General features: G+C 49.5%; 13 protein-coding genes and 1 tRNA gene. 5 read left to right on the top strand and 9 right to left on the bottom strand.

Features of this window, described 5'->3' with window-relative positions:
• Window positions 1-41: 41 nt before the first annotated feature.
• The 8 genes from pth to ASG34_RS03240 form a co-directional block, all read right to left on the bottom strand.
• On the bottom strand, window positions 42-614 hold the full coding sequence (gene pth, locus ASG34_RS03275; RefSeq protein ID WP_055826378.1) for an aminoacyl-tRNA hydrolase: 573 nt from the start codon (window positions 612-614) through the stop codon (window positions 42-44).
• Between the two features lie 165 nt (window positions 615-779).
• Window positions 780-1,400 (bottom strand): 50S ribosomal protein L25/general stress protein Ctc, encoded by a 621-nt coding sequence (locus tag ASG34_RS03270; RefSeq protein ID WP_055826376.1) that lies wholly within the window; start codon window positions 1,398-1,400, stop codon window positions 780-782.
• A gap of 118 nt (window positions 1,401-1,518) precedes the next feature.
• A complete protein-coding gene (locus ASG34_RS03265; protein ID WP_055826374.1) occupies window positions 1,519-2,454 on the bottom strand; it encodes a ribose-phosphate pyrophosphokinase in 936 nt (311 codons plus the stop codon).
• 125 nt (window positions 2,455-2,579) lie between these two features.
• A tRNA-Gln gene (locus ASG34_RS03260) sits at window positions 2,580-2,656 on the bottom strand.
• Window positions 2,657-2,692: 36 nt separating this feature from the next.
• The gene (ispE, locus tag ASG34_RS03255) at window positions 2,693-3,568 is read right to left on the bottom strand and encodes a 4-(cytidine 5'-diphospho)-2-C-methyl-D-erythritol kinase (protein ID WP_055827337.1); all 876 of its coding nucleotides are present in this window, start codon (window positions 3,566-3,568) and stop codon (window positions 2,693-2,695) included.
• A gap of 80 nt (window positions 3,569-3,648) precedes the next feature.
• A complete protein-coding gene (locus ASG34_RS03250; RefSeq protein WP_200934425.1) occupies window positions 3,649-5,088 on the bottom strand; it encodes a carbonic anhydrase in 1,440 nt (479 codons plus the stop codon).
• A gap of 93 nt (window positions 5,089-5,181) precedes the next feature.
• Window positions 5,182-5,742 carry a lipoprotein insertase outer membrane protein LolB gene (gene lolB / locus ASG34_RS03245; protein ID WP_235559645.1) on the bottom strand — a complete coding sequence of 187 codons (561 nt, stop codon included), beginning with the start codon at window positions 5,740-5,742 and terminating at the stop codon, window positions 5,182-5,184.
• Between the two features lie 74 nt (window positions 5,743-5,816).
• A complete protein-coding gene (locus ASG34_RS03240) occupies window positions 5,817-7,523 on the bottom strand; it encodes a tetratricopeptide repeat protein (protein WP_235559644.1) in 1,707 nt (568 codons plus the stop codon).
• 294 nt (window positions 7,524-7,817) lie between these two features.
• Here ASG34_RS03240 and ASG34_RS03235 point away from each other — a divergent pair, with 294 nt between their 5' ends.
• From ASG34_RS03235 to mutM, 5 genes are read left to right on the top strand one after another with little or no spacing between them, the layout of a single operon-like run.
• The gene (locus tag ASG34_RS03235) at window positions 7,818-8,771 is read left to right on the top strand and encodes an ABC transporter ATP-binding protein (RefSeq protein WP_055826368.1); all 954 of its coding nucleotides are present in this window, start codon (window positions 7,818-7,820) and stop codon (window positions 8,769-8,771) included.
• 38 nt (window positions 8,772-8,809) lie between these two features.
• The gene (locus ASG34_RS03230; RefSeq protein WP_055826367.1) at window positions 8,810-9,553 is read left to right on the top strand and encodes an ABC transporter permease; all 744 of its coding nucleotides are present in this window, start codon (window positions 8,810-8,812) and stop codon (window positions 9,551-9,553) included.
• A gap of 30 nt (window positions 9,554-9,583) precedes the next feature.
• Window positions 9,584-10,969 (top strand): GldG family protein, encoded by a 1,386-nt coding sequence (locus tag ASG34_RS03225; RefSeq protein ID WP_055826365.1) that lies wholly within the window; start codon window positions 9,584-9,586, stop codon window positions 10,967-10,969.
• Window positions 10,970-11,022: 53 nt separating this feature from the next.
• A complete protein-coding gene (locus tag ASG34_RS03220) occupies window positions 11,023-11,931 on the top strand; it encodes a DUF4340 domain-containing protein (RefSeq protein ID WP_055826364.1) in 909 nt (302 codons plus the stop codon).
• A 3-nt stretch (window positions 11,932-11,934) separates the two neighbouring features.
• Window positions 11,935-12,789 carry a bifunctional DNA-formamidopyrimidine glycosylase/DNA-(apurinic or apyrimidinic site) lyase gene (gene mutM / locus ASG34_RS03215; RefSeq protein WP_055826362.1) on the top strand — a complete coding sequence of 285 codons (855 nt, stop codon included), beginning with the start codon at window positions 11,935-11,937 and terminating at the stop codon, window positions 12,787-12,789.
• Window positions 12,790-12,830: 41 nt separating this feature from the next.
• On the opposite strand, the gene ASG34_RS03210 is transcribed toward mutM, so the two are convergent.
• Complete coding sequence (locus ASG34_RS03210) at window positions 12,831-14,294, bottom strand: sensor domain-containing diguanylate cyclase (protein ID WP_055826360.1); 1,464 nt, start codon at window positions 14,292-14,294, stop codon at window positions 12,831-12,833.
• Between the last annotated feature and the right edge of the window lie 8 nt (window positions 14,295-14,302).

Raw genomic sequence — 14,302 nt, 5'->3', positions numbered from 1 at the left:
TTGTTTTGAAGTCATTCAGCGCACCGCTGATAGTGGCGTTGTTATTTGCTATGCAGTTGCAGCATGGCCTTTTCAAACTGGCCTTGTGCCAATAGATCAGTCACGGTAGTGGCTTTAATAATGCTGTCATCGATGGCCTGCTGTTCGTATTTACTGGCCGCTTTCAATACAAAATTAACCACTTCTGCTTTGTTGCCGGGGTGACCTATGCCTATGCGCAAGCGCCAATACTCAGGCGTGTTTAATGCTGCATGAATATCCCGCAGGCCATTGTGACCACCATGGCCGCCGCCGAACTTCAGTTTTGCCTGACCGGGTAGTAAATCCAGCTCATCATGCACCACCAGAATTTCGGCAGGTAATATTTTGTAGTAATTGGCGAGTGCAGCGACGGATTTTCCGCTGGCATTCATAAACGTTGTGGGTTTTAGAAGCCATTTGTCAGCATGCGGCGACCATTTTCCGGCGATGCCAAACAGTTTGGCTTCAGGAGATAAACGGCTGCCAGATTGCTGCGCTAGAATATCTACCAGCCAGAAGCCGGCGTTGTGCCGGGTCATGGTGTACTTTTCACCCGGGTTACCCAGGCCTACAATTAATTTGATCCCGCTCATGAGTTGTCTTTAATGATTAAAAGCGCACAGCTTTAAGAGTGGCTGCAATAAAATTAGCCTATATATTTCACGTGGAAATTCAATCTAATAACCTGTCGCCATAAAAAAACGCGCACAAAACTGTGCGCGTTTATTTTAGCGTTAAATCGCCGGCCTGGCCGATGATTATTCAGCTGCTGGTGGTGCCTCCTCTTCAGCAGCCACTTCTTCTTCACCACCGCGTGGTTTCAGGAGTGTTGCAATCGCTGCGTCATCACCATGTGCCAGTTGTACGAACTCAACGCCTTTAGGCAGTTTGACTTCAGACAAGTGTACTGAATGGCCTGTTTCCAGGTTGCCCAGGTCGATTTCAATAAACTCTGGCAGGTCTTTTGCCAGGCAACTGATATCAGCTTCAGTCTGGATGTGCGAGATATTACCGCCACCCAGTTTAACGCCTGGTGCTACATCTTCATTGATGAAGTGGAAAGGCACTTTAACGTGGATTTTTTCTGAAGCAGACACACGTTGAAAGTCGATATGCTGAATCGTATTGCGCACTGGGTGCAGTTGGTAGTCACGCAGTAACACGCTTTCTGTTTTGCCATCCAGAACCAGGCTCAGGATAGAAGCGTGGAAAGCTTCGTGGCGGAACTGCATAAACAGTTCTTTATGATCAAACTCGATAGAGATGGCTGGCTTTTCACCACCATACACTACACCTGGCACATTGCCAGCGCGACGTAGACGGCGGCTCGCACCCGTACCTTTAACGTCACGTTTGACGGCTTTAATTTCGATACTCATGTGGAAAACTCCTAAAAACACCATGAAAAATGGTGGTACTACACTAAAATCCACCCGCCGCGACCAGCTGGTGGTGTAAAACTTATTCTTTAATCCTAGCCTTAACTGTTTATGACATTCAGTCCATAAACAGCGAAGAAACTGACTCTTCCTGGCTGATGCGCTTGATGGTTTCAGCCAGCAAGGTTGCCGCACTCAGTTGGCGGATCTTTCTACAGGCCCGAGCATTGTCGTTTAGCGCAATGGTATTGGTAACTACCAACTCATCCAGCTCCGAATTCAGTATGCGCTCGCCGGCGCCGCCTGACAGTACAGGGTGAGTAGCATAAGCCACCACTTTCAACGCACCCTGATTTTTCAGCGCTGCTGCGGCTTCGCACAGGGTATTTGCGGTATCCACCATATCATCCATGATGACGCAGGTGCGGCCTTCAACCTCACCAATAATATTCATGACCTTGGCAACGTTCGCTTTTGGGCGACGCTTGTCAATAATTGCCAGGTCAGCATTCAATTGTTTAGCAGCGGCGCGTGCACGCACTACACCACCAACATCCGGCGAAACGACCACCAGGTTTTCATAACCTTGCAGGGCCAGGTCATCCAGCAAAATCGGCGTTGCATAAATATTGTCGACCGGAATATCAAAGAAACCCTGAATCTGGTCGGAATGCAAATCCATGGTCAGCAAACGGTTTACACCGACGCTGGTAAGCATGTTTGCCACCACTTTGGCCGTAATCGCAACACGGGCAGAGCGCGGGCGTCTGTCCTGGCGAGAATAGCCAAGGTAGGGAATCGCTGCGGTAATACGGCCAGCGGATGAGCGACGCAATGCATCTACCATGACCATGACTTCCATCAGGCTGTCATTGGTTGGATAACTGGTGGATTGCAGCACGAATACATCACGGCCGCGCACGTTTTCCAGCAGCTCCAGCATGATTTCGCCATCCGAAAACCGGCCAACATCAGCGCGCCCTAATTCAATGCCCAAATGCGTGGCAACTTCTTGTGCCAGTACCGGATTGGCATTGCCGGTAAAAACCATCATGTTGGCGTTACTCAACGTTGTACCCTTTTCAGCGAAAACGATGTCTTAAAACCCGAATTCCTGCCGGAGGCAGAAACCTGCAAAAAAATAAGCGTGTAAATTGTTAAATCTACACGCTTTATATTTGGCTGAGGAGGAAGGATTCGAACCTTCGCATGCCGGAATCAAAATCCGGTGCCTTAACCAGCTTGGCGACTCCCCAAAAAACTTTTCTACTATCACTTTTACTGCCGGCAATTTAATCTTTTGCCGAGCTGAAAAGCGGATGGTATTTTAACCCTTTTGCCCAAAAACCAGAAGTGTTTTCTGGTCTGTTTGCAATCAATTCATCTGCTTTTTTTGCACTGTCTACCGCCACAAATACTGAAGCACCGGAGCCACTCATACGAGCATCGCCGTATTGTTTTAACCAGGCCAACGTATTGTTAACTTCAGGATAGAGTGCACAAACAACTGGTTCCATATCGTTTTTGGCTTGCTGCCAGAACGCGCTGGAATTAGCGCCGTTTGAAAAGTCCGCTATTCTCAATGGTTTTGAATCTCTTGTCAATGCTTGATGCGCAAATATTTCAGCCGTTGGAACCTGAATTTGCGGGGTAATCACCACATAGTATTTTTCCTGCATTTCAGCGGTTAAAGTGACTGCCGAAAGTTGTTCGCCAACACCTTCTGCCCAGGCAGTTTGGCCAAAAATAAATACCGGTACATCGGCACCCAGGTTTAAGCCAATCTGCATCAGCTGCTCACGCGAGTAATTCAGTTGCCATAATTGGTTAAGGGCCAGCAGGGTGGTAGCGGCATCTGAACTGCCGCCGCCAAGGCCACCTCCCATAGGAATGCGTTTAGTGCAATGAATATCCGCGCCAAACTGGCAACCGCTGGCAGTTTTTAAGGCACGGGCAGCACGAACGGCGAGGTCTTTTTCCGGCGGCACGCCGGCGAGCGGGTTTTGGTGCACGATTTGGCCGTCAGTCCGTACACCAATGCGCAAGTCATCGCCATGGTCTAGCAGCAGGAAAATGCTTTGCAGGGCATGGTAGCCATCGGCACGGCGACCAGTGATATGTAGAAACAGGTTGAGCTTGCACGGCGCGAAATATAACGAAGAATCCATGCGCGTATTGTAAAGCATGTGCCTCACTTAAAGGCACATGCATATTGATTCTGGAACGAGGCTAACTTTAAATCCTGGCCTTATTCCAGAATCATGCGGCCCTGGCTGTCCTGGATAGGACGCAAGTTTGGTTCGCCAATCGCCTGTTGCAATCTGGTCAGCTGTGCTTTGGATATTTTTAAAGCTTCCTTCATGATGATCCATTGCACACCTTCGGTACAAGGCGGGGAGGTCAATGAGCCGGTGTAGCGGTAGTACGCCGGTTTCGTTGGCATCAACTCTGCCGGTGTGACCCGGATCGCCAGAGATTTGCTTTGTCCTTTTTCTTTAGGAATGCTGCTGATCAACGTTTCCAATGTGCTATTCGCAGTGCCTTCTTCCAGCATGACGGCAATAATCACGCGATGCCCGGCCTTGTCTTCATGCACCATTTGCAATTCTGCCGCATAAGACTTTTCTTTAATCTGGTGCTCGGAAGGCGCATGCACGCTGATATATTTCAACTGGTAAGGCTTTTGATCCAGCACCATCATATTACCGCTACCCGCATCTAGAATCAGGCTGTGGTCTTTTAGGGCAATATTCTTCAGCGGAAACTTTTGCAAGCGTTTGATCGGCTTCAGCGCTGCGGTGATGGTGTTGTCCACGTTAATCGGAGATTGCTGGCTACCAGCATTACATACCGCAAAATCAGGGTTTAAGCTGCCCCATTTATCAGGACCATGCGGACCACTATAGGCCCAGGACTTATCTTCTTTATCTTTATCCTGCTTCTCCTCTTTGCCTTGTTGGGCAGGTTTGTCTTGCTTGGCGGCTTTGTTCTTGTCTTTTTCCGATGCTTTGGTTTGCTCTGTTGCAGGCGCTTGCTCAGCTTTTTTGGCTGGCTCATCTTTGGCGGGCGCAGGTTTTTCTGCAGCGGGTTTAGCGGCGGCGCTGGTTTTCTCCGCAGGTGCGGCCTCTGCAGCCGGTGTCGCAGGTTCGGCTACACTATTTGGAGAAGCGGGTTTATCTTTATCGTTAGCAACAGCTGGCTTGATAGGGTTGGCCGCCCGATTGGCGATGGCTTCGGCGCGCTGCTTTTCCTTGGCTTGCCATTTGCAGGCATATTGCTGCGTAATTTCCACTTCGGAGTCAGGCAGTGGCTCGATAAAATCGGCTTGTTTGAGTGTAGTACCAGCTGAATAGACCAGCTCACCCTGGTCATATTGAAATACCTGGATAGTCGCTGCTTTACGCTTGGCGCAATCAAAATACCATAGTGCTTTGGCGTGATTGTAAACACGGTCTACCGACTCCACATTTTTTTGCGGCTGGCGGTAATCCACTTTTACCCAGGCTTTGATGTAATTTTTTTCTTCTACCAGTGATTGCTTGTCAACCATCAGTTGGTTGAGATCTGTTTTCTTGATCGACAGCCATTGCGCAGCCTGGCAATCCATAGACGGCAAGCAGGCGAGGATTAGCAGGCCGGAGGCTAGCCAAAAGCGATAGTAAATGATTGAAAACTGATAACGGCTCATAGTGCCATTATCGACATCTGGGGATGAATCTTTAGTTAGAACGCAGGCTTTTACCGCAGGTTGTGATGATCGGCTGTTTTTAATACAGATTTATTACCAATGCTGAATCACCAGTTTTAGCCGCACATCCTGCTGTTGCAAGCGGGTGGTGTATGGCAACGACGCTGTGATGCCATTTATTGAAGCTGTCTGGTAGTCATCATATTCTATGCGCCAGTCATCCTGGGTTAAGGTAGCAGGTTCGCCACCAGGAAGATAGCTGGCCTGGTATGGGCTGGCATTATGCGGAATACCTAATATCCACTGGCTTAGGCCTGCCAGTGGCAATCTCCAGCCTAGCAAGCGCTCAGTCAGGCTGGCAACATCACCAGCCTGATGCTGTTTGCCCGCCTGGTCGGTGAGGGTGACGGAATTTGCAGTGCGATGAATCAGCGCGACTTGCTGGCCTAAGGGGCTGAAAATGCGCATGTGATCTTCCTGACCATCATGTTGCCAGTCCAGCCTTGCGGTATAGCCTTTGCCGTTGTATTGCACAGCCAGCTTGGCTTCTAAAGAAAACTGTTTTACTGCTGCGAGCGTTTGTATGCGTTGCTGTGAAGCAGCGCTTGCAGTCTGGCTCACTGGCTGTTTTGGCAGGATGCTGCAAGCTGCCACGGCTAACGCCAAACAGCAGCTTGCAACAATTCTGCCCCAGGCCAGGGGCGTAGACAGTTTCAAAAGCAGCGGCATTACAGTGGTGATTTAAGTTTTTGCGCCGTAGAGGCAAGCACTTCGTTTTCCGGATTGGCAGAAAGCGCCTTATCCAGGATTTGCTTGGCTTCTTCACGCTGGCCTTGCTTCCATAACACCTCGGCCAGGTGGGCAGCGATTTCAGGATCTTGCTGAATCGCATAAGCACGGCGTAATTGCTCAACAGCATGACCCATGTCGCCTAATCTGTAATAAACCCAGCCCAGGCTATCCATGATGTAATGATCTTCTGGTGACAACTTGGTGGCGGCTTCAATCAGCGCTTTGGCTTCGATCAGCTTGATGTTGCGATCAGCAAATGAGTATCCAAGTGCATTGTAAGCAGCCGCGAAATCCGGTTTCATTTGGATCACTTTACTCAAGGTGTCTTCCATCACCTTGAAATTACCCACACGCTCGGCATTCAACGCATAGTCATACAAAAGCTCAGGACTATCCGGATATTTTTGCACTGCCTTTTTCAGCAGGGCATAAGCTTCATCTGTGCGTTTGGTCTGGTTGAGTAGCAGAGCCTGGTTTTGCACAACCAGGGTTTGTTGTTCAGGGGTGAGGCCGCTGACATTATCCAGCATGGCAATCGCGGCATCGATGCCGTCGCGACGGGCAATAATCGCCGCTGCCGCTAATCTCCCGGCCAGGAACTGTTCACCATCGGTAATTTTGTCAAACCACTGTAGCGCGCGGGTATCATCATGCTGTTCAGCAGCCGAGCGGCCCAGATTGAAGTAGACCTTGTTCGGTTCCTTGAATCCTACCTCCAGTGCATGCTGCAGATAGCGGTCAGCAAATTCATATTCTTTGGCGTCCAGCGCCAGCAGGCCAACAATCACGTTCATTTCCGGATTGTTCTGGTGTCTTTCCACCAGTTTGGTGAATTCTACTTTTGCTTCGGTAGGGTTTTTCTGTAAAAGCAGCGTGCGTGCCAGCGCCAGCCTGATCTGGTCAGCTTCCGGGTGCGATTGCAGGAATTCCCTGTAATAGGCGATGCCTTTTTGCGGGTCTTTCTCAGTCAGCATCTGGCCGCGGATCTGTGCCGGTGCTTCCCAGCCAGGGCGCAGTTTCGAGGCTTCTTTCAGCTCTTTTTCCATCAAAGCTTCATTGCGCGCAAAGTAAGCCGCCTGCGAGATAGCAAAATGCGCTTCAGGCAATTTAGGATAAGGTTTAGCCAGCAACTGGATGGTTTCCAGCACACTGTTCTTATCTGTCACGCGCATCATTAGACTGTTCAGTTCCATAAAGGCACTTGGGCGTATGCGCTCATCCGCCAGTACTTTCTGGATATTAGGCACCGCTTTTTTCAGTTCACCGTTGGCGATTAATAACTGGCTGGCGGCTTGTGCGGCAGGGATGGAGTCTGGCACCAGTTCAGACCAAAGCTCTGCGGAAGGCAGAGCGAGTTGCGGCGCGCGTGCGATGGTGGCCGCCTGGGTGGCACGTTCTGCCAGTAATGGGTCGCGGGTTTGTTTCGCTAAATCGAGGAACAACTGGCTGGCTAGTACAAACTCACCGCGCTGAGCCGCCACTTCTCCCAACAGGTATTTGTACACAAATTCGGCAGTGGGTGTGGTCATCGTGGGAGAGCTGCTGGCAGACCAGACAGGGGGTGCCAATAATGCAAGCCACAGCGCCAACGCCGGGCGGCGCAGTAAGGTTGGTTTAAGCTTTGGGCGGCGGGTTTGAGGCATACTTGATTCCTGTTTAATAAGTCTTGTAATGGAGGCTGCAGTGAGGGTCATGAAGCGGGCAATAGTGATCGCTGAGTTTTAGTTTAGTCCGTGACAGTTGCTGCAAGTTCATCCATAATGTGCGATTTGTAACTGAATTGTAATTGGCGTTTATCATCGGTCTTCAGCCACTGATAAAACGTGATGTAGACACTATAACTTTTTGGTGAAAACTTTGTCTAGGAATTTGCTTGCCGGTGCATCATTGTGCCGGAGTAAGGCAAAGTCTTGAGTAAGCAGGTGTGTGGAAGAATTATGGCAAATTTGACAGTTGAAGCAATTGAATTGACCCGTCTTTATGGAGGTCGTGCCGCAGTAAGTGACGTGACTTTTACCTTGCAGCAAGGACAAGTACTCGGATTTCTCGGCCCGAATGGCGCAGGTAAATCCACCACGATGAAAATGTTGACCGGCAACCTTGCACCTAGTGCCGGCAGCGTGAAAATCTGTGGTATCGATATGATAGAAAGTCCCAAGGAAGCCAAGGCATTGATCGGTTATTTGCCGGAGATGCGCCCGCTGTACAAAGAGTTTACGGTAGACGAATACCTGACTATTGCAGCACGACTGCATAACGTTTCCAGCAAACACATTAAAAAGGCGGTTGAACATGCCAAGGAGCGTTGCGGGTTAACGCACATGAGCAAGCGCCTGATTGAGAACCTGTCTAACGGCTATCAACAACGCGTTGGCATCGCTCAAGCGATTATTCATAACCCTATGGTGGTGATTCTGGACGAACCGACTGTCGGTCTGGACCCTATCCAGATTCGCGATATCCGTGCTTTGATTAAAGAAATTGGCCAGGCGCATAGCGTGATTGTGTCTACGCATATCCTGCCGGAAGTGGAAATGGTGTGTGACCACGTGCAGATTATCGATAAAGGCAAGCTGGTGTTTAATGGTGGCATTGATGTGCTGAAACAGCAGCGTATCGGTAACAAATTGCTGGTAGGTCTTCGTCAGTCACCAGATGTTGCGCAGCTGGCTGCCATCGAAGGTGTCGCAGAGGTTGAAGCCGCAGACGGTTTATGGCGCATCCGCTTTCATGAAGGTAGCCAGCCGCACGAAGCGATTGTGCAGGCTGCAGTTAAAAATGGCTGGGGGCTGTATCATATCGCTCCTGACCAGACCAGCCTGGAAGACGTATTCGTTCAGCTGACCTATCATGATTCTGCCACTTCGTCAGACCTGCCAAAAGCGGCTTAAGCTGATTCTGCAAGACTGTCTACATTGAAAGACCACGTATGTTGAATATAGCAAGAAAAGAACTACAAAGCATGTTCGCCTCGCCTATGGGGTGGATTATCCTGGCTGTGATCGCCGCGATGTTTGGTAACTACTTCGCCAATGGCGTGACTGATTACCTGGATGTCGCCTCTGGTGCCATTCGCCCGGCCGAGCGGTTTGGTATTACGCAATCTGTATCGCAGAGTGTCTATGGTTCGGCCTCTTTTATCATGCTGTTCGCCGTGCCTTTACTTTCAATGCGCCTGATTGCCGAGGAACGCCGTAGCCAAACTTTACCGTTTCTGTTTAGCTCACCACTGTCCATTACCGATATCGTCGTGGGTAAATTTCTAGGACTGATGATATTCCTGTCTAGCCTGATCCTCTATATAGGCCTGATGCTATCTACGCTCAATCTGTGGTCCGACATAGACTTTGGATACATCATTGCGAACACCCTGGGACTGCTATTATTGACCGGGAGCTTCTGTGCGCTGGGGATTTACTTTTCCAGCCTGACTTCCCAACCTATTATTGCCGGTATCTTGAGTTTTATTGTGTCGTTTATCCTGATGATCCTGGGGCGTTTTTTCGCAAACGACCCTACCAATGTAGCAGGGCAGTTTTCTTTCTCCACCCATTTCCAGTCATTTGCCAATGGGCTGCTCGATACCGCTGACCTGGCCTTCTTTATTTTATTCATCATCACATTTTTAACTTTGACCATCCGTCGCCTGGATGCTGATCGTCTGCGTGGTTAACAGGAACTGTTTTTTAAGTTTGAAAGCATTATGAAAATTAACCGTAAATTTAGATTGCAGTTATTGGCACAAAACTGGATGTTCGTGCTGGTGTTTTTAACCATGATAGTCATGCTGGGCTATCTATCTAACCAGTACCGTTGGGCAAAAGATATCACACAGGCCAACCGTAATATCCTCACTCAGGGCAGTATCAATGTGCTCAAGCAGATGGATGGTGATATCAATATTACCGTCTATGCGACCAAGGATGACGCCAGTAACGGAGACACTTTCCGCAAGGGTATGCTGGATTTCGTGGCCCGTTACCAGCGCGAAAAGAAAAATGTGTTCATCAATTTCGTCAATCCATCCGAAGAGCCAAAACTGGCGCAAGAAGCCGGTGTCAAGGTGGATGGAGAAACCATCGTTGAATACAACAAACGCAGCGAGCACATTAACCCGCCGTTCGCCGAGCAGGAGATGACCAATTTGCTGGTACGCCTGTCACGTACCAATAACCAGCCGGTAATGTACCTGGATGGACACGGTGAGCGCTTGCTGCAAGGCGAGAAAAACCATGACCTGGGCGAGTTTGGCAAGCAACTGGAAAGCAAAGGCTTCAAGTTCGCCAATCCTGATTTAACCATTGCTCAAGATGTACCGGCTAACGGTTCCATGCTGGTAATCGCAGCACCGCAAGTAGATGTCAGTGCGGTAGAGGCCAAGAAAATCAAGGCTTATATTGAAGCCGGTGGCAATGTGCTCTGGTTGTTGGATGATGATAACCTGCATGGTTTGCAAGAGGTTGCCGATTATCTTGGTATCAAGGTTTCAGCAGGCATGGTGGTTGACCGCACGGCTGAACAGTATGGCGCGGACCCTAAAATGTCATTTGCCAGCCTCTATGGTGATCATCCGATTACCCGTAATTTCATGTTGCGCACCGTATTCCCTGAGGCACACGAGATCGATGGTCACGCATCTGATGACCTGGGCTGGAAAGTAGGGCGCCTGATTGATGTGGCCCAGAACGGCTGGCTGGAATCGGACAAAATACCAGCCGGTGCGCAAAACCTTAAAGTCCGTTTTGACCAGGGCAAGGACAAAGCCGGCCCGATTAATATCGGTGTGGCTTTAGAGCGTCAATTTGGTAAAAAAGGTCAACGCGTGGTGGTGGTTGGCAATGCTAATTTCCTGGCTAATACGTTTATCACCAATGGCGGTAATCTTGACCTGGGTATTAATATCATCAACTGGCTGGCAGGTGATGACCGTTTGATTACTATCCAACCCATGCCCTTGAAAGATATCAATATTAATATCCCATCAGGCTCTATTGCGGCATTAGTCGTCGGCTATGGCACCCAGTATGTGTTGCCGGTCATTATCCTGATCGCAGGCTTTTTCCTGTGGTGGAAACGCCGTAAAGCATAATTGAGTAGAGTTTGTGAATTATTGAAGTCGTATCGCGCACGGAGTTGGTCGCAATGAAAAAAAGATGGATTTTGAACCTGTTGCTGCTGGCAGTCGTGGTTGGCATTGCCGTTTTCCTGCACCTGAAACCTGAAGAAAAAGCGCTGGCTGCCAAGTATGATGTGTCTAGCCTCAAAATGGCGGATGCAGAGGCATTGAAAATCGAATTCCCAGCCAAGGCGCCGACCATTTTTGAACGCCAGGATGGTTACTGGATGATGCGCAAGCCATATGCCGCACGTGCTGACCAGATGTCTGTCCAGCGTGCCTTGTCTGTGATTGCTGCCACCAGCGGTACCAAGTTGCCATTGCAGGATGCCGCGAAATACGGACTGGACCAGCCGGAGTTGAAAGTGACTCTGTCAGGCGCGCAGGGCGAGCATGTGTTTATTTTCGGCACGCATAATCCTGTCACCGAAGAGCAGTATGTAGGCTACGCAGGCAATGTGTATATGCTATCCGGCCAATATAGTGAGGCGGCGTCAACGCAGCCTATTGAGATGATAGATAAAACACCGCTGTCACCTGCCGAGCGCAAACAGCTGGCTGGCCTAGACCTGGCGCATCTTGAACAGTGGGAAGAAAACGCCCTCAAGATTGCGCTGGCAACTGATGGGAAATGGTCAGCAAACGACCCCAAGGCCAAGCCTACCCAGAATGAAATGAATGAGTGGCTGGACTTTAGCTGGAAACAGGCGCAGGCGACTTCAGTTGAAGTGTATACGCCGGATCGCAGACAACCTTACGCGTCTTTCGAAGTGCTGCTGCGCGATGGCAAAAAAGTGCACTTTGATAAAATACAGGAATCCCCGGAATACCTGCTGGCACGCCCCGATGAAGGCATTATTTATCACTTCCCAAACGATGTTGGTTTCACTATGGTCAATCCACCGGTGAATATCCAGGCCCCGAAAAGCAAATAACGCATGCCAGAATTACCTGAGGTAGAGGTCACCCGCCTCGGTTTGTTGCCGGTACAGGGTGCGCGCATCAGCGAAGTCACTGTCCGCCATCATGGCCTGAGATGGCCGATTCCGGCTGATTTACCACAGTATTTGCACGGCAAACGGGTATTGCAGCTCACCCGTAGAGCCAAATATATCCTGATGGAAGTCGGCGAAATTAGCGATGCTGGGGAGCCGGTCTCCCAAGGCGTATTGTTACTGCATTTGGGTATGTCGGGCAGGCTATGTTTGCTGGAGCGCTACTTTCCGCATGAGAAACATGACCACGTCGATATTGCCTTTGAAGATGGGCGAGTAATCCGCTTGCGTGACCCAAGACGTTTTGGTGCCGTCTTGTGGCTAGATAAAGAACCATCTGAGCATCCATTACTAAGTAGCCTTGGGCCGGAACCTCTGGATGCCGCGTTTGATGGCGAGTATTTGTTCCAGCAATTACGCTCACGTAATGCGGCAATCAAACCAACGATTATGGATGCGCATATTGTTGTCGGCGTCGGGAATATCTATGCCAGTGAGTCTTTGTTCCGGGCGCGTATTCATCCGGAGACACCATCCAGAAGTCTGACGCTAGCACAATGCCAGTTGCTGGTAGCAGAGATCAAGGCAACATTGCTTGCGGCGCTGGAAGCTGGTGGGAGTAGTTTGAGGGACTTTTTTGGCGCAGATGGCAACCCTGGTTATTTTCAGCAGACCTACTATGTCTACGGCCGTACAGGACAGCCTTGCCGTGTGTGTGGTCAATTGATTGCTAATATACGCCTGGGCCAGCGCTCTACTTTTTATTGCGCGACATGCCAGCCGCGTGCACTTGTGTAAACTGCCAGATTTTCAAATAACGCTTCATCAAGCCAGCCTTATCAAGCCGTCTCGTTATCCGTATCGCTATCAGGTTTAATGCAGTTGCGTCCGGCATGTTTGGCTTCATAAAGGTGATGGTCAGCACGTTCAACCACTTGGGCGAACGCTTCACTTTGCTGCATTTCTGCCAGCCCGGCACTAATCGTCACCCTGACAATCTGGTTGTTGAAGTGAAATTCCAAACCAGCGACTGCTGACCGGATGATTTCGGTAATTCCCCGCGCGCGCTCAAGATCGCAGCTCGTCAGTAAGAGCAGGAATTCTTCACCGCCCCAGCGGCAAACAATATCTTCTTCACGCACGTGGGATTTAATCAGCTGGGCAATTCGGGTCAGTACCAAATCGCCAGCCTGGTGGCCATAGTTATCGTTAATCAGCTTGAACAGGTCGATATCCAGCAAAACTAATGACAGTGATTCGTCACGCCGTTTGCAGCGCGCAACAGCCTGACCAAAGTAAAACTCAAATACCTGGCGGCTGGTGGCACCGGTTAGCTTATCTTGTGTCGCCATTGACTCCAGTCTTTCATGGTAACCACGCACCGCCACATGTGCGAGTAACAATACAATCACGCTAATAACCAGCGCTACTGCCATATTAATAATAAAGGCAGTTTCAATGCGGTCAGAGCTCGGATCGTTGACCTGCTCGACAATCAAATGCCAGTCAAACTCGGGCACCAGCCTGCTGTTGAGGTAAAGCGTACTGCCATTATTGGTTTTAAATGAAGATGACGCGCTTGGAGAAGTCAGGATTTTGACAAATGCCTTGCTCAATGCCGCTTTATTTTCGTTATGCAGCTCGGCATGATACTGGCTGCTTCGCAACATGATTTCGCCCTGGCGGTTAACGAAGTAAATCTCGCGGCCATAGCGTTTTTGATAGTTTTCTATCAGTTCAACCACCGATTGTAAGGCCAGGCCAACACCGATGATGCCGATAAAATTGCCTGATTTGTCCTCAATCCGGTAATTCACAAAAATGCTTAAGCGACGTACGTCTGCGGTGTCGCGATCAATATTGATGACATAAGGATTTCGTGAATTTTTTGCCTCAAAATACCAGCTTTCATCTTCATGCTTTTCCGAAATTTTCTTTAATACACCCGATGGATGATAGTAAAGCCTGGATTTTTCGGAGATGAAAAATGCGGTGATGGTGTTATATTTTTTCTGGATCTGGGCCAGGTAACTGGTCATCTTGCTGGCATCTTTTTCGCCACCATTTACCCAGTCAAACACAAATACATCATTAGCCATCAGCGAAGAAATCAGCAGTGGCTGTAACAAGTCACGCTGGATTTCCGAGTAGATATTGTCGCTGGTAAGAGGCAGCATTTCCTGCTGCAGGCGCTCGGTCAACGAGTCTTTGGCCACAAAGTAACCAATCAGGCTGGTCGCCAGAAAACCTGTCAACACAATGACGCTGAGGATGATGATGTAAAACCGTTTGTTGACTACCATAAAATGCT

Source organism: Methylophilus sp. Leaf416, assembly GCF_001424665.1.
Taxonomy (GTDB): Bacteria; Pseudomonadota; Gammaproteobacteria; order Burkholderiales; family Methylophilaceae; genus Methylophilus.
This window is presented reverse-complemented; position numbering and strand designations above follow the sequence as displayed.

Coding starts and splice junctions, on each gene's coding strand:
- ASG34_RS03270 (WP_055826376.1), bottom strand. CDS start 1,400: ATGAGTATCGAAATTAAAGCCGTCAAACGTGACGTTAAAGGTACGGGT.
- ASG34_RS03265 (WP_055826374.1), bottom strand. CDS start 2,454: ATGATGGTTTTTACCGGCAATGCCAATCCGGTACTGGCACAAGAAGTT.
- ASG34_RS03235 (WP_055826368.1), top strand. CDS start 7,818: ATGGCAAATTTGACAGTTGAAGCAATTGAATTGACCCGTCTTTATGGA.
- ASG34_RS03220 (WP_055826364.1), top strand. CDS start 11,023: ATGAAAAAAAGATGGATTTTGAACCTGTTGCTGCTGGCAGTCGTGGTT.
- ASG34_RS03225 (WP_055826365.1), top strand. CDS start 9,584: ATGAAAATTAACCGTAAATTTAGATTGCAGTTATTGGCACAAAACTGG.
- pth (WP_055826378.1), bottom strand. CDS start 614: ATGAGCGGGATCAAATTAATTGTAGGCCTGGGTAACCCGGGTGAAAAG.
- ASG34_RS03210 (WP_055826360.1), bottom strand. CDS start 14,294: ATGGTAGTCAACAAACGGTTTTACATCATCATCCTCAGCGTCATTGTG.
- ASG34_RS03230 (WP_055826367.1), top strand. CDS start 8,810: ATGTTGAATATAGCAAGAAAAGAACTACAAAGCATGTTCGCCTCGCCT.
- ASG34_RS03240 (WP_235559644.1), bottom strand. CDS start 7,523: ATGCCTCAAACCCGCCGCCCAAAGCTTAAACCAACCTTACTGCGCCGC.
- ASG34_RS03250 (WP_200934425.1), bottom strand. CDS start 5,088: ATGAGCCGTTATCAGTTTTCAATCATTTACTATCGCTTTTGGCTAGCC.
- mutM (WP_055826362.1), top strand. CDS start 11,935: ATGCCAGAATTACCTGAGGTAGAGGTCACCCGCCTCGGTTTGTTGCCG.
- ispE (WP_055827337.1), bottom strand. CDS start 3,568: ATGGATTCTTCGTTATATTTCGCGCCGTGCAAGCTCAACCTGTTTCTA.